This is a genomic window from Lysinibacillus sp. UGB7 (assembly GCF_049058285.1).
Taxonomy (GTDB): domain Bacteria; phylum Bacillota; class Bacilli; order Bacillales_A; family Planococcaceae; genus Lysinibacillus; species Lysinibacillus sphaericus_B.
Genome location: NZ_JBMGUV010000043.1, coordinates 20,420 through 38,949 on the forward strand (window position 1 = coordinate 20,420; position 18,530 = coordinate 38,949).

The following is an 18,530-nucleotide window of genomic DNA, read 5'->3' on the forward strand; positions in this document are numbered from 1 at the left end:
GATGTAAAATGGCCACAATCGGTAGTTTTGGTGATGTCATTTTTGAAGTGTCTACAGATAAAATACTGACATTCAACGATTTAGAAAAGAAAAGTAGCACTAAGTGGAATGAACATAGTATTGCTGGGAATAAGGCAAAATTAGAATTTGACGGACCTGGACTAACAGATTTATCTTATAATATTTTATTGCGTGCTGAATTTGGTATTAATCCCATGAAAGAAATGGCCAAGTTAAACAAAATGAATGATAGAGGGGAAGCTCATCATTTTATTTTGGGACAAAAGCCAATTATGACAAATAAATTTGTCATAGCAGATATTACAGAAAAGTTGCGAAACATTGATCAAAATGGCAATGTGTTCACTATCGAAGTATCGGTGTCTTTAAAAGAGTATGTTGAGAGCAGGACGCCTGTAAAAAAAACAACGACAAATAGCAAACAAACAAACGCTGCAGGTAATTCAAAAAAATCACTTGGTGCCATGACTATTACTGTAAAATCGGTCCATATACGAAATGGACCAGGTGTGAATTATAAAGTGCTTGGTTATGCCATGAAAAATGATAAATTGACGGTTTATGAAGAAAAGAATGGATGGTACTCGCTTGGCGGTGGCAAATACATTACATCGAATAAATCGTACTCAACGTTAAAGAAAGGGTGATAGCATGTATGTTGTAGAGCCTATGCAAAATATAGATTTTGGAGCGACAGGAGTAGATGAAATACTACAGAATGTCGCTTTTATTATGGCCACAGCTATGATGAGTTGCCCATTAGATCGTGTGTTTGGATGGGATATGACCGTTATTGATGCACCCATTAATATTGCGAAAGCGAGAATAACAGCAAAATTAATCGAAGCAATCAACAAGTTTGAACCACGTGCACTTATTGAATCTATCGAAGTAACAGGAGATGGATTGGTTGGGAGCTTAAAGCCGAAAGTGAAGGTGAAAATCAATGAGTCGGTTTAATTTACCGGATCTTTATTTTTTAGAAAAGGCACCGGAACAAATTGAAAGCGAAATGTTGTTTCATGTCAGAGAAAAAACAGGACTAACATTACAACGAGCAGATCCAAGACTAAAATTTATTCAGGCTTTGGCTGCATTTGCATCCATAGAACGCAACAAATTAGAACATGGCTTGCGTCAGAATCGCTTATCTTATGCTGAGGATGACATACTCGATCACATGGGTAGCGAATTTTCTACAGAGCGTTTACCTGCAAAATATGCAAGTACTACAATGGCTTTTGTGTTGGAAGAGGATCGTGTAGATGCACTAACAATTCCTGAAGGAACTAGATACCTTGTAGGCGAGATTTATTTTGTTACAACAGAAACCCATGTCATACCGCCTGGTACACACTTGTATGCAGTGGAAGCGACTTGTATGCAACCAGGTGAAATAGGAAACGACTTTTTAGTTGGCGAGATTTCAACATTAGTAGAGCCATTGCCTTATGTAAAATCTATTCAAAATACCACAATAACTAGTGGTGGTGCAGATGAGGAAAGTGACGATGCTTATGCTGAAAGGATTCGACTCGCACCTGAAAGTTTTTCTGTTGCTGGTCCTGAAGGTGCATATATCTATTGGGCAAAGGCAGCTAGTCAAGATATTGTTGATGTCAAAGTAGACTCACCAGTGCCAGGGGAAGTACATTTGTTTATTTTGATGGCCAATGGCCGTTTACCAAGTAATGAAGAACTTGAAATAGTTGAAAAAATTTTAATGAACAAATCAGTCAGACCACTTACAGATAAGGTTCGTACAGATGCACCTTCAGTTATTAACTACACAGTAGAAGTAGAGTATTGGATTGGAAACAAAAGTGCTACAGTGTCACCGATTATTGAAAAACAAGTAAATCAGGCATTTCAAGATTACCTTGTATGGCAACGTTCCAAAATGGGGCGTGATGTAGATTTTTCAGAGCTTATTGCACGCTTGAAAAAAGAAGGGGCATCGCGTGTATCTGTGAGCTCACCAATGTTTATCGAAATAGCAAATGTTGAGGTAGCTATTGAAACTTCAGCAGAAATAATTTTTAAAGGGCTAACAAATGACTAGCGATCTTTTAAAATTGTTGCCCCACAGTTTGCGTCAAGATCCTGTACTAGTCGCTATTGCTGAAGCTGCTGAAATTCAACTGAAACATGCATATCAGAAGGCAGAGGCAATTTATAATCTAATCAACATTGATAAAATGCCAGAGCAACTTTTAGACCTTTTAGCATTTGAAAAGCATGTTGATTTTTACGAAGTTGATTTACCTGTTGAACAAAAAAGAGAGCTTGTGAAAGCATCGATAAAATGGCATCGAAAGAAAGGTACTAGAGGTGCTGTAGAAGATGTTGTGTCCATTATCTATAAAAATGCACAAGTCTTTGAATGGTTCGAATATGGAGGCGAAGAATATCACTTTAAAATTGAAGTAGATGAGCCATTCATAGCAAATGAGGACATGAAGCGTTTAAGAAAGATGGTTGATGCAACAAAAAATAAACGCTCATGGCTAGAATATGTGGCTGTGAAGCTGCCACAGACACAGTATATCGAACTTGATTCAACACAGTACCACTATCCAGTATACTTGCCAATCTGTGGCGAATTTGTCTGTGAGGGTATGCCTGGTGTTGGAACAGATAAAACAATTGAAATTGAAACTAAAAATTACACATATCCAGTATATCAACCGATATGTGGCGAAATTTATGCAAATGAGGTGATGGATACATGGTAACGAGCATTGTAATTGATCGCACACTACAATTTTTAAAAGACATGGCCAAAAAAGCTGTTGTCACAATAGATGGTCAAGAAATCACAAAGTCCTTTCATTCACAAGAAATTGTAGAAGACACTGTTAAGACTTATGTGTATTTAGATGATGGTCATGGTCATGTATCAACAGTGAAGCTAGTGGATGCACAAGGTATCGAATTAGATCAGTACACAACGTCAATCGAACCAAGTGAGGATGGTTTAATGATTGTCTTTACTTTATCTGTCACGCTGAAAGGAGCTGTACAGGTTTGAATTTATCAGTTACGAATAGATATGAAGTATTGAACTGGAAGGATCGTATTTGGAAGATTGGCGATGATGGTAAATTAATTCCGAAAATGGATAGTAACGGACAAATTATACTGAATCCTCTCACTGGCCAACCTGAATATGAATTTTTAGAAGACGGCACTAGGGTAAATGCTAAACGCTTGAATCACATGGATGACGGTATTTATATGGCCCACGACATCATTGTCCAGTTAACAGCTACAATACGCCGGATGCAAATTCAAATGGAGTTAGATGGACGTGTACCAGGTAACAGCGGAACATTTGCTGATACTTTGGATGGCAGCACAAACAAGATCATGTTAGACAAAGCAATGACATATGTTCCTTTGGCTATTGCAATCGGTACGACAGAATTTAAGGTTGCTAGTGTTGAAGGATTCACAACATTTACACAAGTGACTATCTATGACGACGAACACAGTGAGGACGTTGTAATCACAGCTGTTGGCGCTGATACAATCGCTGTCCAAGCTCTTAAAAATGCGTACAAAAAAGGCGCTAAAGTGGCTCGTAGTAATGTGGAAATTGATACAGTTAACTCTGAAATGGGTGTAGGTGATTGGCAGACTTACAACGTAGAATTAGTGGAGGTGGTATAGTATGGGATGGAGAGTATATAAAGATAATGGCGTTGGTATTGTTCATTTTTTCGGTGCAGATAAATATAGAATTAAAGGTCTAAAACCGAATGGTATTTTAATTTTTGAGGATATAAGCGATGTTGACGGCAGTACTATACACAAATATGAACAAGTTGCAGACGGAGACGGAATATTGGATTTTGAAGTACGGTATTCGCATCGCATGTACATTTCTTCAAAAGACACGCCTATAACAGATAGATCGATATATATGTGGCGCGCAAATGAACCACCTACTACACCAGGCGCATTTACACAACCAACAGGAACGCTTGAAACTGGCGACTCTAAAGTTGTTTCGTGGGGAGCATCAACAGATATTGATAACGATCTGTCGAAGTACATTTTAGAGGTATCAATAAACGGCGGAGCATTTACGCAAATTGGTACACCAACATTTCCTAGTTTGACTTACACAATTCCAACAGCAACAAGTATTCAATTTCGAGCCAAAGCCCAGGATTCTGCAGGGTTAGAATCAGGCTATTGTACAAGTAGTGTATACACGGTCACCCCAGCTAAATACTACTGGAGCAAATTTACTGCAATTCAAAGGCAATCTTCTGAATTAGTAGTTGCTAATAATTATCCTACTACACAGCATACTAAGGCTTCAGAAACCGTATATTTTAGTGGTTCTATACCTCAAATAGACCAAAACGGAAACATACAATTAAGTAGTTTTGGGATACAAGCTATTGGTGAAAGCCAAAAAAATTATGGCGGTTATTACATGTATGTCTCAGGCACATTAGTTGTTAAATTGGGCACTTATTCACATTCTACACCTGATGTTTATTATGCCTTCACAAATTCTGTAACATATATAGTTCAAAATGGCAGCACTTATTATGTAAAAGGATCTTTGTTACAATCCAATATTGTGGCTGAATATAACACATATTCGCACGAAGTACGAAACAGTGATGGTTATTGGTATGTAAGAGGTAGTCGTGTAAATCAATCTATAGCTCCGCCAGCACCATTTACAGCGCCAACACAAGGTAAGAAATTTAAACCTAATGAGATAGCTAATATCACTTTTGGAGCTTCTAGCGCGTCCGGTATAGCGCTTTATGAAGTGGATTATAGATACAATAGCACTGGCACGTGGACTCAATTGGCATACAACAACACGCTTACTCGTAGTTTGACAATTACAACAGATAAAACGTTAAAGACGTTAGAATTGCGTGTGCGTGCTAAAAATACAAGCAATGTTTATTCTGACTATGTATATTCAGAGGCGTTTGTAATTGAACACAACGTAGCTCCTACCGTGTCATTAACTGGTCCATCTGAAAATCAAACGTTGTATGAAAATGACACATTCAATATTGCGGGAACAGCCCATGATGCAGATGCAGACCAATCCGTCACAGTATACTACCAGGTAAATAGCGATCAACGTAAAGTACTAGCAACAAATCTAAGCCAAATGCAAATCGCTTTATCTAAGCAGCTTACATTTAAAGGCGGTAAATTGTACGATGGCGAAACAGCTATTACAGGAAGTTTAGCCGATGGGATAGCCCATAAATTAAAGGTTTGGGCCGAGGACAGTGAAAAAGCATCTTCTGCAATCGTCGAAAGATCATTTTATGTCGTGCCTAACCGTGCGCCATTGTTATCGGTGGATGCTGTTGTTCCGTCCGGTGTAGTTGATGCTGATAAATTTAAAATTAGTGGTACAGCATCAGATCCAGACGCTAACTCAAGCGTCACGGTAACAAGACGTATCAACAACGGTAATAGCGTCGAAATTTATAACGGCCCTGGTGGAGCATGGGAGTTTGATGTATCACTCGCTCAACTAAAAGTCGGTGAAAATACGATTGTCGTTGAGGTAGTTGATAACTACGGTGCTAAAGCGAGCAAGACGATAACATTAAATAAAAATGAAGTGAAAACGCCTATTTTGCAATCGGTAGCGAGGTATAAGATAACACCTCCATCCGGAACAGCAAAGGGCGTTTTATTGTTCATAGAACGTGATGAACCACTTGATTTAAAAGTTGAATTATCGATGACTTTAGCAGGCGAACAAGAGCAATACGAAACGCTCATACCTGACAACACAGCGCCAATGCCTAACATGGTGGGAATTGTGGAAGATACTTATTTTTATGAGTCTACAGAGCCAAAAGATAATATCATTTTGAAGTTATCTAGTACACGTCCGGATGCGACTGTAAATCACAAAATTCATTTAATATCGGGGGCGGTTGAGTAATGGCTTTTGAATATAACCCAAGACAGGAAGATGGATCATTGGGCGGACCCGTTAAGGCTGGGAATGATGAAACAGCAGAGGAAAAGGCTGCACGTTTAGAGCAAGAAAACAAATTATTAAAACTTCAAAATCAAGCTAATACGGAGCGTATGGAGTTCATGGAGGACCTGATTGCAGAAATAGCAATGCAGGTTTACAAATGATGCGCTTTTTAAAATGGATTGTTTTGTACTTTAAAGGAGGTGAGACAATGATGGCAATGTTTTTCGCACAACGAGTAATCTTAGAAAAAACAAAGTTTAGTGAGGTGCCTGCATCTTTACAAGAAGGAGTTAAAGAAATTCTTGTTGATTCAGGTGTAGGATTTTTAGCTAAGTAATGTACATTGTATGGATTAATAAAAGAAAGTTAATTTAAATGGCCTCTACACTCATTTGTGTAGGGCTTTTATTATGCGCTATGAGAGCAATCGAGACGGGCCATAGTACACGTTACTGATTCTCAATGCGAATAAAGAGGCTTGCAGACACAAGCCTCTTAACAAAATAAGAACGAGTGTTCCTATCCGATACCAATTATTACACATCGGGAGGAAAAAAGCTATGAAAATTTGCAATAACACGATTTACAATATGGATTGCCTGGAAGGTGTGAAGTACATACCTGACAAATCAATTGATATGATCCTTTGCGATTTACCTTATGGAACAACGGCATGCAAGTGGGATTCGATCATTCCGTTTGAACTTTTATGGGAGCAATACGAAAGGATCATAAAAGACAACGGAGCAATTGTATTAACAGCAAGCCAGCCTTTTACAAGTAAGTTGATAGCATCAAATTTCAAGCTATTTCGATATGAGTGGATTTGGAAGAAAGGTAATCATGTAACAGGGTTCCCGAATGCTAATAGGATGCCTATGAAAAATCATGAGAATGTATGTATTTTCTACAAAAAGTTACCGACGTACAATCCGCAAGGCGTTCAACATATTAAGCCTGTTCTAGTCAAAAATTCTCCTAATATGAAAGTCTTAGGGAAGAATAATGATACATTGACAAAACCTCATATCGTTAAGAAAAAGAATTTCCCTAAATCTGTTGTTGATTTTCCTCGCGACAGCGGCACTTTTCATCCAACACAAAAGCCGATTGCCCTGTTCGAATATTTAGTACAGACGTATACAAACGAGGGCGATACGGTACTAGATAACTGTATGGGTGGATTTACTACAGCAGTGGCTTGTGATAACACCAATCGTTATTGGATCGGGTTTGAGTTGGAAGCTGAATACTGTGAAAAAGGGCAGAATCGTATAAATAAAAATCGGCAAAATTTAGACCTGCAGCAAGTAGAAATTATAAGAATGTAAAAGTCACACCAGGAGTGAGGGTGTGACTTTTATTTATGACCAAAAGGAGTGGAAAGTTTGGAAACTATTAAGAGTTATTTATCTTTACTCATTGCACACCCAATAGCTGGAAGTCTCGGAGGTGGAGCAATGGCCGTGCTTAACCTTATGTACGGCACTGGCATTACATTAACAGTGTTCTTTATCTTCGCTGGGATTCTTGCACTAGATTGGATTGCGGGCTACCGAGCATCGAAAATCGACGGAAGTTATGCATCGGAATATGGCGTAAATGGTGGGTTTAGAACGGCATTTTTAATTTTAATAACAGCACTAGCATACCAGGCAGATAAGGCCTTAGGAACACCATTTCCAATGATTTATTTTTATATTCTCGGAAATTTCGGTTTACACATCTGGAAATCAATGACTGCAAATGTGGTGCGAGCTGGTTGGCAAATATGGATTCCGGTATGGGCATTAAATTTCGTAGCAGATGAAATAGAGCACAAAATCGCGCGTGCTAATAGACGCATCGATGAGAAACAAAAATACTTAAAAAATGATGATAAGGATGGTGATACCCATGAGTAAACTACCATTTGACCAATTTCTAGTACAAGCTTTGAAACGTAATAAAGTGAAGCAAGCACATCCAGACGTCCTTGCTCGCGGCATAGAGATGGTACGACGTTGTTACGATGAAGGTATCTATATTCTGTTTACAGACGGTTTACGAACAGATATTGACCAGGCAAAACTCTTTGGCCAAAATCGGAATAATTATTGGTATAAAAGCGTGAATTATAGCGCTCCAAATAAGCCCTGGGCTACAAATGCGGAACCAGGCACATCATTTCACAACTTCGGATTGGCGCTTGATTTTGTGCTTACAGACGGTACAGCCAAGCCAGTTTTTTGGACTCGAAATAAACAATGGGAACGTGCTGCAGCTATCGCAAAAGAATTGGGATTTGATTGGGGTGGCGATTGGCCAGCTAAGATTAGAGATAATCCGCACATTGAATATAAAGGCAGCTTAACAATCCAACAAGTACGCGCCGGAAGATTCCCGACATTTAAACCATACAAGAAAACTGAAGGAGGACTAACAATGGATCAATATAATGAATTAAAAAAACTTATCGAGGCACAAGCAAAAACGATTAATATTCAAGCTGAAGCTATTCAGGAATTGACGGCATTTAAAAAAGGATATTTGGAGGAGAGAGAGCCATCAAAAACTCATGCAGATGCCTGGGGATGGGCTCAAAAAGAAGGTCTTGTAGATGGTAAAAACCCTCAAAGACCTTTAACACGCGAACAATTTGCTACAATTGAACATCGTAAAGCATGTAAATAAACAGCAAAGCCCAGGCACTCATATAAAGTTGTGAGTACCTGGGCTTTTTTTCTTTTGATTTATTGGTATATTTAGTAATTCAAAGTATACTGTATAAAAACGCATATTAGGAGCGATGAAGCGATGGCCAAAGCTTTAAATTGTCCCAACTGTGCTGCAGCATTCAATCCAAAGGAAAATATTTGTGAATACTGTGGTAGTTATATTATTACATCAGAAGCAAAACAAATCACTTATGATTTAGACGTTTTCAACCCTACATATAAAAAAATCTTCTTCCATGAAATTGAGATGAATGAAAATGAATTCCCTTTACGCTCAGGTGTTGCAAACATGTATTACAGTGCCTCACGTTCTGATGGTGGTCGGCTATTATTAACAAATCAACGAATAATTTTTTGTGCTCATGCTCTTAATATAAATCCTAATTTATATTGGGAATTAAGTTTAGGCAGTGTAAATCGAGCTGAACTCGGTTTAAATCTCCTTATCACACAGAGAGTTCATATTTTTGATAGAGAAGAAAAAAATACAACATTTGTTGTGTATGGTGGGAAACACTGGCTAAATGAAATGGGTCATGCCTTAAATAAGATTAAATAGAAAACACAATATACAAAGGACCAGGTGCTCATTTTAAAGTGAGTACCTGGTCTTTTTTTGGTTTATTCATCATATGGTCTGAATTTTTTTCGAAGCGATTCAAGTTCATCTTTTTTCTCTAATAGCATGCTTTTTAAAAACATTTTCGGTTGTTCTTTGGCAGCTACTAACTTTCCGTCTTTTACTAATTGACCGAGTCGAGCTTTCGATATGTCTAGCACCCCAGCGGCTTCAGCTGCAGACAATAATTCTTTGTTTAAAAATGTCAGTAGTTCTTCGGTTGTTTTAAATTTATATTCCATGTACTCACCTTTTCTTTTGGGACATAAACAGTATCAGCAGCCTTATGATGTGAATTAAAAGTGTGATTCCGTATAGCGTTAATAATACATAATCAAATGCTGAAGGACTTTTGAAATCAACATATGTGAGTATTATAACTGTACTAGCGATTAATAAAGCAATGTTTGTATAACCAAATCGTTTAAGCATTTTTTTCATACATATAAGTGGATGTGATATAATTTTAGTGAGAAGGAGGCGTCAACCTCCTTCACAGCTTATTTGCGACGTTTCTTCTTTGCGGGAGGGCGTCGCTTTTTCTTTGTTCCTTGCATCATGTCGTAAATGTCTTTTAAGCCTGATGTGAAAGCTTTAAATGCTGTTGCGACTAGTGCTATTGTTGCAAGGACTTTTTCTAAATCATCCACTCTTGTTCACCTCCTTTCTATAAATTAATTATACTACACCTATTTAAAAAAGTAAATAGGTTTCTGTGATTTATTTTACTTTTTTTAAGTAAAAAAACAAATATAGAAATACCTATTCTCTCCAGTTTAAATCTATAAAACTACTAATAGCTTCTTTAATTCGATTTACAGGCGAACCTACCTCATCTACAACATGCGCTAGTAAGGAGAACCATGAATGATGAGACTCTCCATTACTATTCACATATCTTAATATCTCCTTAAATTCTCTTAACTGTGATTCTGATAATTCGTGGCGTAAGTAATCTTTTACATATTCATTTACAAAGCGTATCTGACTCATGCTAATTTCTAATAGAATTGCTGTTGCTCTTGATACAGTACAATCTAGTGCAAACGCTAATAAAGCAATTGATGAATAATCACTCTGTGTAAATCTAGTCGTAACCCTTTCCCCTGGAACATTAATACGTTTTTCTATGGTCTTATTACTAAAGTGGCCCCGAAACATAGTGTTATCAAACAGCAAATCTCTTTTAAAAAACTGGGACAAGTGTTCAATTGTTTGTCGATCTTTAAGGACCATCATACAAAGTGCTGGGCAAACATCCTTAACTGGCGTGTATGTAATGTGTGACAAACGGTAAATAACATCCTTTAAATCCAATTTCAGAGTAGGTTTTACATCTCGTTTTTTATCTGATCGTTGTACTATTCCGCCCTTTTTTTCCACTCCCCCGACCCCCAAATAGCATTCTAATTTTAGGACAGTGTCTTAGTGTCCCATGTCCTCTTCTGGTTATAGTCCAATTTATGGCTACATGTTCTTGTCCTAGAACGTTTAGAAAAAATTAATTCTGGCCACACTTGAAATAAAACATTATGAGGTGATCAGTGATGAGTACTACAGAGGAAAAAAGACGCAAGATTATCGAAGGTGTAAAAAAACAATCTGAACGCTATGGGTTACCTACCTTCCCTAATAAAAAGAAAAAAACTAAAAAGACCAAGAGTGATAAATAATCTCTCTTGGTCCTTTTTAGTTTTTGTAGAAATGAAATTTTTAAAAATAGTATTGATTTAATGTTGTTCCCCATCAAATTTATTTTAAGTACATTTATCCATCGTTTTATGTACATAAAAACCTTCTAACATAAAATCTACCTTCCCTACTCTCTAAAGTAGCACTATTTGTCTTTTTACTCGTCTACGATTATAATTATATAAAACGTATGATTATAGACAAGAAAGGGGCACTTTATGAGAATTATTGGATATGCACGTGTTAGCACTGACGATCAAAATTTGGATATGCAACAAATGGCCATCGAAAAGTATGCTGAAGACAAAAACTTAGAATTGATTATGTATGTAGAAAAGATTTCCAGTCGCAATGATGAACGAGCGGAATTACAAAATGCGTTTAAGGCTGCTGCAGCTGGCGATTTATTCGTGGTGTTTAAATTAGACCGTCTAGCAAGAAGCACCAAGGAGCTATATCAACTGACAGACGAACTGAAAAAGAAAAATGTGGATTTTGTTAGTATCAATGATGCATTTGACACATCCACACCAACGGGCAGAGCTATGTTCGGTATGTTGGCCGTATTTGCCGAGTTTGAGAGAGATATTATTCAGCAGCGAACAAAGGCAGGATTAGAGGCAGCAAGAAAGCGTGGTCGCATTGGTGGTCGCCCATCTGTAGATGAAAAAACAAAACGCCATATCATAACACTCTTCAAAGCCGGAGAGAGTGCAGTTGATATAGCGAAAGAGTTCAACATTGCCCGAAGCACTGTATATAAAATCCTAAATTCTAGTAAATGAGTTGTGGATAACTATTTTTTTACTAGTTTTAGTTGCAAAACTTATCCACATAGTGGTAGTATTCAAGTTAACAAACAACGAACGAAAAATTGCATAAAAAAAATCGAGCTTCACAGCTAATTTAAAGGGACGGGAATCCCTGAAAACGCTCGACTCGATTTCTTAACCATGTGTTACAGCCACATCGGTTTGATACGCTTATATTATATCTTTCTTGGGATAATTGCAACCATTTAAGCGCAAATATTTTTTGTATTTGCCAGTTTTGTATCCTAAGCATTAAAAAGCATCTATCTTACCTTTGTTTACACAGGGTATAGATAGGTGCTTTTTTGTTCGCTTACATAACTGATAACCTAATTTTACTTGGTTTTAAAAGGGCTTTTAAGATCAAGTAAGGTTATGTTTAAAGTTAAGAGCGGAGAGCAAGAGCAACGCTACTGAAATAAACTTAGCCGACGGTGTGACGAGCCGATGCAAAAAATTCGGATATACCACAGTCAAGCCAGTTTCTTGTTTCTGGTGTGGTGAATTGGCGTGCGCGGCCATTAACGGCGCGGTGGGATTACAGGTGCATTACGGTGCAGGTAATTGCACTCATGTAGACTATTAGACTACTACACACAACGGACTGTAATGTTGTGAGAGTGTAACATACGAGAGTATGACACGAAACAAGACGGACAGAAACCTCAGACGTCACTATGACGCTGTATTTGTTTGGGTGGTTACTTATTGTCACATACTTCTTTTAGTATGCGGCTATAGGTAACCTTCGTCCGCCCATTTCCTAGAGCGAGCAGCTATTCTGCTGTATTGGTTTCTTCTTGTCAATATATAATTCAATAGATTATGAGATTTATTAGGGCACATTAGTTAAATAAATATGGTGTTTATTGGAGCGTAAAGTGAATCTCTCATTACAGAGGTAATGGTCATATGAAATATGCTTAGGGAAATCGAATTTAATGTGTACTATATGTGTACTTGTTTGTTAAATTTACTTGCTTTTTTGATAATCTTAGCTATAATGGAAATATAAGTACGCATCGTTGTGTACCAAAATGAAGGAGTGGTCTATATATGAAAGTCGAAAGATTAAATGCAGACTTTGGAAATTCAACAGGTAACTTTTTGATTGACAGTTATTATTTCGAAATTCCTACATGTGTTGTAAAAATATCTAAAGAACAAGCTGAAGGATTGTTTACAAATCCAGTAGAGGATACAGCAGACTTACTTAATCGTTTAGTAATTTCAACTATCATTGATGATGAAGAGCAATTCTTTATGGTTGGGAAATTAGCAGAAACTAGTCCTTTTGCACACAGTCATGTTGGGAAAATGCATGATAAAATAAATAGTTATATTCCTTATGCAACTTTTTTAGCTGCTATGACATATGCATATAAAATTAATAAAGAAGAAAATTCTGAATCAACTATCGAAATAGATAATATGAAAATGATGTTACCAGTGTGGCTCTTGAAAAAAGAAGATAAATTTTCAATCGCTCAAAATAAAATGGTAAATCGTTTTATTGGTGAGCATACGGTTAAGTTGCTGACACCTGGCATGGAAACTGAGTTAACTATTAATATTAAAAATGCAAAATGTCATATCGAAAGTGAAGTTGGTAGATGGGCGTTAAAATACAAAATAGTAAAAAATGAAGAAAAAGATGTAACAGTTATTGAAAAAAGAACAGAGGCTGGAAAATTTGCTGATAATCAGACTGTTTTGATTGATATTGGGGGCGGTTCTACAGATGGAGTTCTCTTGGCAAAAGGATTGAATACTCCAGTTTCTTCAAATAGTTTTCAGGTGATACAAATTGAGCCATATTTGGGTAGATTAGAGAAGCTACTTAAAGAGAAACTCATTGAATATTTCTCAGAATTACGTAGTTTAGAGCAATTTATTGTTGATAATTATGTGACGTTGCGCTATGTCTTTAAAAATCCTAATACTGGTACAAGTGTCGACTTAACAGACCCTATTGTGCAAATGTTACAAGAGTACTCTGATATATTAGTTTACAAAGTAATGGAATCGTTTAAGGGGAATACAAAGGAGGCTTTAAAATTCATTTATTTTGGAGGAGAAGCACCTATTTTAGAGCCTTATATAAAGCAGTCTATAGCACGTAATACTAACGAGGGAATCATGGAAAATAATCATTATTTTTTAAGTGATTTGTTAGAAGATACTAAAGATGAAGTATTCCGACCGACAGCTAGAACTATTAATTTAACCGCACTGGAAATCCTAAGTTTGAATGAAAAAACTAAATAAAGTAGGGATATCGCATGTCAGAAAAAAAGCGACTGACGCTAACAGGGAATAAAATGCCTGATGATGTTTACGCAAAGCTTGAGCAATTAGGTAGCGAAAGAAAACTTACACCTTACATCTGTAGTTTGATTGAAAAAGAAGAGAAAATGGACAGCCTTATAGACAATCTGTCTCTTGTGATAGACAAGATAAACAATGTCGAAAATATTGTAGTGGGTTTAAATAACAAACTTGAAAATACAGCAATTCAACCATTCACAACATCATTACCAAGACCGAACTTGGCCGAAGATATAGAAGTTATTCCAGAAGGTAAATTAGAAATATCGAGCCGTATTGTGGGCGGTATTGAAGAAGAAATAGTAGAGTCAGACTTTTAGTGTAAATTTGTGAAAATAAAAAATAAGCCACTCTAATGAGCAGCTTATACTACGGTCTTTTCCAGAGACAACCCTAGTATAAGTTGCTTTTTTACAAAAATAAATAAGATATTGTGTAGGAGAGTGAACTAAAATGAGAGCAAAATTATTCGAATTTCGTATTACTGATTTTGAAGAAGTGTATGCAGTAATTGATGATGAGAAACAACGAATACATATATCTTCTGTACACTACCAATACAGCATTACTTTGGATTTAACAAGTAATCTGATTGTACAACTTGAACAGCAAACGAAGTATGGAGAATTGAATTTTAATGAAACAGTTAGACAGGTTGTCAGAAAAATCATTGACGAATTGAAGGTTTAAAAAGAGATGCATAAGAAAGATATTATGAGGGGAATGTAACGCATGAATTTAAAAGTTGGAGATGTAGTAAGAAAGCCAAACGGAATTTTTATTGTAACCGACATATCATCGGAAAGTGGAATTGATTATGAAGATTTCAAAGACTTTATAAATAAAAATTACGCCATTGAATTTGATGGAGAACATCGTACACTGCATGAAATTAGTCAGATGTTAAGTGAAGAATATTTAAAGAAAGGAGATAGAACGATTATTGAGTTAAACGCCAGTGAGTGAAAAAAGGAACGACATAGAGCCGTTCTTTTTTGTTTATAAAAAATGTATTCCACCCAAGACTGCAGAGATGGCCAAGAAAAGTACAGCAACTGCTCCACACCCTTTTCCTTTTGTATTATTAACCGGAGATGGTGAAACAGTTCTGGTACTTGTATTTGTAACACTAGATTTATGTATTGTTTTCTTTCTATATGGCGTAGATTCAGATATTAACATTTGCTCAATCAAATATTGACGAACGTTTTTATAAGCAATAGAGTCAACAGATCCAGCTGTCGATGTCCAGTTTCCTGTTGAATCTATGACAGTGATTTCTCCAAAATGTTGTATTTCCTTTCCACTTCTATAGCGATCCAAAGATTTTATAAACTGTATATCATTTTCTTTAGATGCAGCCAACTCATAAAATTTGTTCCGAGCTGGATGTGTATCTAAATTGCTATGAGAATCTCTTGTTATGTCACGATAAATAGCAAAAGCAAAAAAAGCAATACGATCTACAATCGACAGTTTATGAAAGGTAATCCCATACAAATCAGATGAAGCTATGTATTTCGATACATAAATCCTATGGTTTGTTGCAAATTCTAAAAGGCCTTGATCATAATCTTCATCTCCATTAATTTTTCTACTAATAAGAGCTGATACATCATCTTTTGTTAAGCCAGCAGGAATTTGAATACCTAAATCCCTAGCATAGTCTAACTGATTTTGCGTAGGCTCATCAAAAGGTATTATTACCATGCTTGTACAAGATTCTAACCCAGATTCCAATGCCTGTTGTTTTGCGTCATCTTCATTGAGTGCATTAATCTTTAAAGTACGTGTACGTTTTGTTTCCATATGCTTTCCTTGTATCTTATAAATAAAATAGTTCAAATTAGTCACTCCACTTCTAAAGTATACTTCTACAAACGGTAAAGAAAGTCCTTTGAAAATAAAAAAAGACCAGCATATGAGCTAGTCCTTCAATTGTTTTCATGTACATATAAACAATTAATCTAAATTTACTATATAGGTTACTACTTTTCCATGAATTTTCAACTCATTGGCATTTTTATAAGGAATTGTGTAATCTGTAAAGCATAATTCTGTAGAATCTGGTCTAAATATTATTCGTTCATTTATCTTATCATTAAAGAATCTCTTTGTAGAATATTCATATCCATTACTGAAAACTACTATGTCATTATCTTTTAAATCGTCTATGTTACTGCTTTTAACTGCTATTAATGAACCGTGAGGAATGACTTTATTCATAGAATCCCCATTAATCTTCATTATCCAAATATCCCTTCGCTTCGCATATCGGCCCATTATAAAATCAGGTACTTTAATCTTTTCAACGTCATTCACTTTCATGCCGTCAATATTTAACGGGATCCCAGCTGATACTGGAACTGGAATGAAGTCATATTCGAAATCAAAAGAAGTATTATTATAATTATTATTTTCTAAGTCTGGAAAAAAATCATTTATTGAGATACTAAAAATTTCTGCTAAAGCAAATAATATATCTTGATCTGGCTCGTTAGTACCGTTCTCATAAGATGATATTGTATTATGTTTAACTCCCAGCCTCAAACCTAATTCTTTCTGGGTTAATCTATTTTGTTTTCTATAGTGCTTTATTTGTTGGCCTACATATTTTGAAATGTCTTTTTTCATAAACTCACCTCCTTTACAAAAACAATTATATCATACTTCATGAAATTTGCAAAAAATAATTTCATGTTACATGAAATATTTGGGTTGATATGCAGTTAAATTTCATGTAATATGAAGAAAAAGGAGGGAGTGAAGAAATTTGCAAACCAATCTAATAAAACTTCGTAGTAGTTCAAATGTGACTCAAAAGCAACTGGCGGATCTTATAGAAGTAGATGTACGTACCTATATAAATAAGGAACAGGGCATATCTCAATTCAAGTGCAATGAAATGTTTGCTATTTCTTATTATTTCAAAAAAGATGTTGAATCTATTTTTTTACCATCAAACTTCATGAATCGTGAAATTTCTATCTAAAGCCTCTCTGTTTTATTATCTATTCAACTTTAAGGTAGGTGAAAATTTTGAGTGTATTACAACAAGGACAACGCCGTCGATTGCAAAAAGCAATCAGCGCGCGTGTCTATCAGTTAACAAGTGTAAGAAATGCTCAATCGGTGTTATTTAAGGCGTTGTATTCGGCGCTCAAAGAACGCTATAACGTAGATTCTTATAAGTCTATTAATCCGAAAGATTTACAGACTGCAATACGCTTTATTGAGAATTGGAAGGGTTAAGCACTATAGGAGGGACGTCACATGTTTACAACAGGAAACGCAACGGTAGATGCAATGGGACAAATGCATTTGGAAGGAAACGTGATACCTCACACATGGTATCAAAATTTAACTTTTGAAAATGGTAAGCCGGATTTAAACAGCATCATTATTTTAGCGGAAATCATCTATTGGCACCGCCCTACTTACGTCAAAGACGAAGTAACTGGACAACTCTTGGGTATTAAGAAAAAGTTCAAGGCAGACCTGCTACAGCGAAATTATGAAAGCTTTGCTAATCAGTTTAACTTGAGTAAAAAGCAAGTAAAAGAAGCATTCGATCGGATAGAAGAACTTGGGGTAGTGAAAAGAGAATTTCGCACTGTTGGCACAGGCCCTAACAAATTGTATAACGTAATGTTTATCAGTTTAGACGTAGGACTTTTAGAGGGTATTACCTTCAAAGTGGGGAGGGTGTTACCGCAGAAGTCACCACCCTCTAACCTTCAAAGTGGGGAGGGTGGTGACGTAGAAGTGGGGACAAATACAGAGATTACTACAAAGATTACTACAAATATAAATAATGATGATGACAATAAGGCTCCTGCATACGCAGAGGACAATACAAAACCTAAACCGCCGAACGCATTCCAGTTCTATGAGCAAAATGGATTTGGTGGCATTACATCTCATGTCGCTAATAAAATCAGCAATTGGATTGATGATCTAACAGATGAACTTGTGGTTCACGCAATGAAGTTAGCGGTAGAAAACAATGTGCTTCGTTGGAATTACGTTGAAACGATTTTAAAAGACTGGAGCAACAAGAAGTTTACAACAATCGCAGATGTTGAAGCAGACAGACTACGGTTCGAAGCACAAAAACAACAAAAGCAGAATACGTCTTATCGAGGTAAATCACAGAGACGTACTGAAGTGGTTCCAGATTGGTTTAACAAGCGTAATGAGGCATCTAATCATAATCAAATGGCGCCAGTTACGGAGTCAATAGGACAGGCTATTAATTTCGAAGAAGAACGTCAAAGGGTGTTAGCAAAAATGAATGTAAAACCAGAATAACTAATCGAAAGCTGGAGGCGATGGAATGATTGTTTGGATCT

The 18,530-nt window shown here is 36.4% G+C and carries 27 protein-coding genes; 22 read left to right on the top strand and 5 right to left on the bottom strand.

Going from position 1 to position 18,530, the window contains the following annotated elements; genetic code table 11:
* Window positions 1–8: 8 nt before the first annotated feature.
* The 13 genes from ACOMCU_RS24905 to ACOMCU_RS24965 all read left to right on the top strand — a co-directional run bounded on the left by ACOMCU_RS24905 (window position 9) and on the right by ACOMCU_RS24965 (window position 9,286).
* Complete coding sequence (locus ACOMCU_RS24905) at window positions 9–668, top strand: phage tail protein (RefSeq protein WP_421051793.1); 660 nt, start codon at window positions 9–11, stop codon at window positions 666–668.
* Window positions 669–672: 4 nt separating this feature from the next.
* On the top strand, window positions 673–981 hold the full coding sequence (locus ACOMCU_RS24910) for a hypothetical protein (RefSeq protein ID WP_010861261.1): 309 nt from the start codon (window positions 673–675) through the stop codon (window positions 979–981).
* Window positions 968–2,083, top strand: coding sequence for a baseplate assembly protein (locus ACOMCU_RS24915; RefSeq protein WP_421051794.1), 1,116 nt, complete (start codon window positions 968–970; stop codon window positions 2,081–2,083). Before ACOMCU_RS24910 ends, ACOMCU_RS24915 begins: the two co-directional genes overlap by 14 nt.
* Window positions 2,076–2,756 (top strand): phage tail protein I, encoded by a 681-nt coding sequence (locus tag ACOMCU_RS24920; RefSeq protein WP_421051795.1) that lies wholly within the window; start codon window positions 2,076–2,078, stop codon window positions 2,754–2,756. The genes ACOMCU_RS24915 and ACOMCU_RS24920 overlap by 8 nt, the downstream gene beginning before the upstream one ends.
* A complete protein-coding gene (locus tag ACOMCU_RS24925) occupies window positions 2,750–3,052 on the top strand; it encodes a hypothetical protein (RefSeq protein ID WP_421051796.1) in 303 nt (100 codons plus the stop codon). Before ACOMCU_RS24920 ends, ACOMCU_RS24925 begins: the two co-directional genes overlap by 7 nt.
* A complete protein-coding gene (locus ACOMCU_RS24930; RefSeq protein WP_421051797.1) occupies window positions 3,049–3,693 on the top strand; it encodes a hypothetical protein in 645 nt (214 codons plus the stop codon). The genes ACOMCU_RS24925 and ACOMCU_RS24930 overlap by 4 nt, the downstream gene beginning before the upstream one ends.
* 1 nt (window position 3,694) lies before the next feature.
* Window positions 3,695–5,968 carry a hypothetical protein gene (locus ACOMCU_RS24935; protein ID WP_421051798.1) on the top strand — a complete coding sequence of 758 codons (2,274 nt, stop codon included), beginning with the start codon at window positions 3,695–3,697 and terminating at the stop codon, window positions 5,966–5,968.
* The gene (locus tag ACOMCU_RS24940) at window positions 5,968–6,171 is read left to right on the top strand and encodes a hypothetical protein (protein WP_421051799.1); all 204 of its coding nucleotides are present in this window, start codon (window positions 5,968–5,970) and stop codon (window positions 6,169–6,171) included. The genes ACOMCU_RS24935 and ACOMCU_RS24940 overlap by 1 nt, the downstream gene beginning before the upstream one ends.
* 47 nt (window positions 6,172–6,218) lie before the next feature.
* Complete coding sequence (locus ACOMCU_RS24945; protein ID WP_421051800.1) at window positions 6,219–6,347, top strand: hypothetical protein; 129 nt, start codon at window positions 6,219–6,221, stop codon at window positions 6,345–6,347.
* A gap of 223 nt (window positions 6,348–6,570) precedes the next feature.
* Complete coding sequence (locus ACOMCU_RS24950; protein WP_421051801.1) at window positions 6,571–7,341, top strand: DNA-methyltransferase; 771 nt, start codon at window positions 6,571–6,573, stop codon at window positions 7,339–7,341.
* Between the two features lie 57 nt (window positions 7,342–7,398).
* Window positions 7,399–7,914: a phage holin family protein gene (locus ACOMCU_RS24955; RefSeq protein ID WP_421051802.1), complete on the top strand. Its 516-nt coding sequence runs from the start codon at window positions 7,399–7,401 to the stop codon at window positions 7,912–7,914.
* On the top strand, window positions 7,907–8,683 hold the full coding sequence (locus tag ACOMCU_RS24960) for a M15 family metallopeptidase (RefSeq protein ID WP_421051803.1): 777 nt from the start codon (window positions 7,907–7,909) through the stop codon (window positions 8,681–8,683). Before ACOMCU_RS24955 ends, ACOMCU_RS24960 begins: the two co-directional genes overlap by 8 nt.
* A gap of 123 nt (window positions 8,684–8,806) precedes the next feature.
* Window positions 8,807–9,286: a hypothetical protein gene (locus tag ACOMCU_RS24965; protein ID WP_421051804.1), complete on the top strand. Its 480-nt coding sequence runs from the start codon at window positions 8,807–8,809 to the stop codon at window positions 9,284–9,286.
* A 62-nt stretch (window positions 9,287–9,348) separates the two neighbouring features.
* On the opposite strand, the gene ACOMCU_RS24970 is transcribed toward ACOMCU_RS24965, so the two are convergent.
* The 3 genes from ACOMCU_RS24970 to ACOMCU_RS24980 form a co-directional block, all read right to left on the bottom strand.
* Window positions 9,349–9,588 carry a DNA-binding protein gene (locus ACOMCU_RS24970; RefSeq protein WP_421051805.1) on the bottom strand — a complete coding sequence of 80 codons (240 nt, stop codon included), beginning with the start codon at window positions 9,586–9,588 and terminating at the stop codon, window positions 9,349–9,351.
* A 258-nt stretch (window positions 9,589–9,846) separates the two neighbouring features.
* Window positions 9,847–9,996, bottom strand: a complete 150-nt coding sequence (locus tag ACOMCU_RS24975; protein WP_421051806.1) for a hypothetical protein — start codon at window positions 9,994–9,996, stop codon at window positions 9,847–9,849.
* Window positions 9,997–10,108: 112 nt separating this feature from the next.
* Window positions 10,109–10,729, bottom strand: coding sequence for a hypothetical protein (locus ACOMCU_RS24980; RefSeq protein ID WP_421051807.1), 621 nt, complete (start codon window positions 10,727–10,729; stop codon window positions 10,109–10,111).
* A 164-nt stretch (window positions 10,730–10,893) separates the two neighbouring features.
* Here ACOMCU_RS24980 and ACOMCU_RS24985 point away from each other — a divergent pair, with 164 nt between their 5' ends.
* The 6 genes from ACOMCU_RS24985 to ACOMCU_RS25010 all read left to right on the top strand — a co-directional run bounded on the left by ACOMCU_RS24985 (window position 10,894) and on the right by ACOMCU_RS25010 (window position 15,144).
* A complete protein-coding gene (locus ACOMCU_RS24985) occupies window positions 10,894–11,019 on the top strand; it encodes a hypothetical protein (RefSeq protein ID WP_421051808.1) in 126 nt (41 codons plus the stop codon).
* A gap of 237 nt (window positions 11,020–11,256) precedes the next feature.
* Window positions 11,257–11,823, top strand: a complete 567-nt coding sequence (locus ACOMCU_RS24990) for a recombinase family protein (RefSeq protein WP_421051809.1) — start codon at window positions 11,257–11,259, stop codon at window positions 11,821–11,823.
* Between the two features lie 1,083 nt (window positions 11,824–12,906).
* Complete coding sequence (locus ACOMCU_RS24995) at window positions 12,907–14,118, top strand: hypothetical protein (protein WP_421051810.1); 1,212 nt, start codon at window positions 12,907–12,909, stop codon at window positions 14,116–14,118.
* 14 nt (window positions 14,119–14,132) lie between these two features.
* Window positions 14,133–14,498 carry a hypothetical protein gene (locus ACOMCU_RS25000; protein ID WP_421051811.1) on the top strand — a complete coding sequence of 122 codons (366 nt, stop codon included), beginning with the start codon at window positions 14,133–14,135 and terminating at the stop codon, window positions 14,496–14,498.
* 133 nt (window positions 14,499–14,631) lie between these two features.
* Complete coding sequence (locus ACOMCU_RS25005) at window positions 14,632–14,868, top strand: hypothetical protein (protein WP_421051812.1); 237 nt, start codon at window positions 14,632–14,634, stop codon at window positions 14,866–14,868.
* Window positions 14,869–14,910: 42 nt separating this feature from the next.
* Window positions 14,911–15,144: a hypothetical protein gene (locus ACOMCU_RS25010; protein WP_421051813.1), complete on the top strand. Its 234-nt coding sequence runs from the start codon at window positions 14,911–14,913 to the stop codon at window positions 15,142–15,144.
* A 33-nt stretch (window positions 15,145–15,177) separates the two neighbouring features.
* On the opposite strand, the gene ACOMCU_RS25015 is transcribed toward ACOMCU_RS25010, so the two are convergent.
* Both ACOMCU_RS25015 and ACOMCU_RS25020 read right to left on the bottom strand, forming a co-directional pair.
* Window positions 15,178–16,023 (bottom strand): hypothetical protein, encoded by an 846-nt coding sequence (locus tag ACOMCU_RS25015; protein WP_421051814.1) that lies wholly within the window; start codon window positions 16,021–16,023, stop codon window positions 15,178–15,180.
* A gap of 117 nt (window positions 16,024–16,140) precedes the next feature.
* Entirely contained in the window at window positions 16,141–16,812 is a 672-nt protein-coding gene (locus tag ACOMCU_RS25020; RefSeq protein ID WP_421051815.1) for an XRE family transcriptional regulator, read from the bottom strand.
* Window positions 16,813–16,951: 139 nt separating this feature from the next.
* Here ACOMCU_RS25020 and ACOMCU_RS25025 point away from each other — a divergent pair, with 139 nt between their 5' ends.
* Genes ACOMCU_RS25025 through ACOMCU_RS25035 form a run of 3 tightly spaced genes read left to right on the top strand, consistent with a single transcriptional unit; the run spans window position 16,952 to window position 18,489 of the window.
* Complete coding sequence (locus ACOMCU_RS25025) at window positions 16,952–17,170, top strand: helix-turn-helix transcriptional regulator (RefSeq protein ID WP_421051816.1); 219 nt, start codon at window positions 16,952–16,954, stop codon at window positions 17,168–17,170.
* Window positions 17,171–17,208: 38 nt separating this feature from the next.
* A complete protein-coding gene (locus ACOMCU_RS25030) occupies window positions 17,209–17,430 on the top strand; it encodes an ORF6C domain-containing protein (RefSeq protein WP_421051817.1) in 222 nt (73 codons plus the stop codon).
* A 21-nt stretch (window positions 17,431–17,451) separates the two neighbouring features.
* Window positions 17,452–18,489, top strand: a complete 1,038-nt coding sequence (locus tag ACOMCU_RS25035) for a DnaD domain-containing protein (protein WP_421051818.1) — start codon at window positions 17,452–17,454, stop codon at window positions 18,487–18,489.
* The last annotated feature ends 41 nt before the right edge of the window (window positions 18,490–18,530 follow it).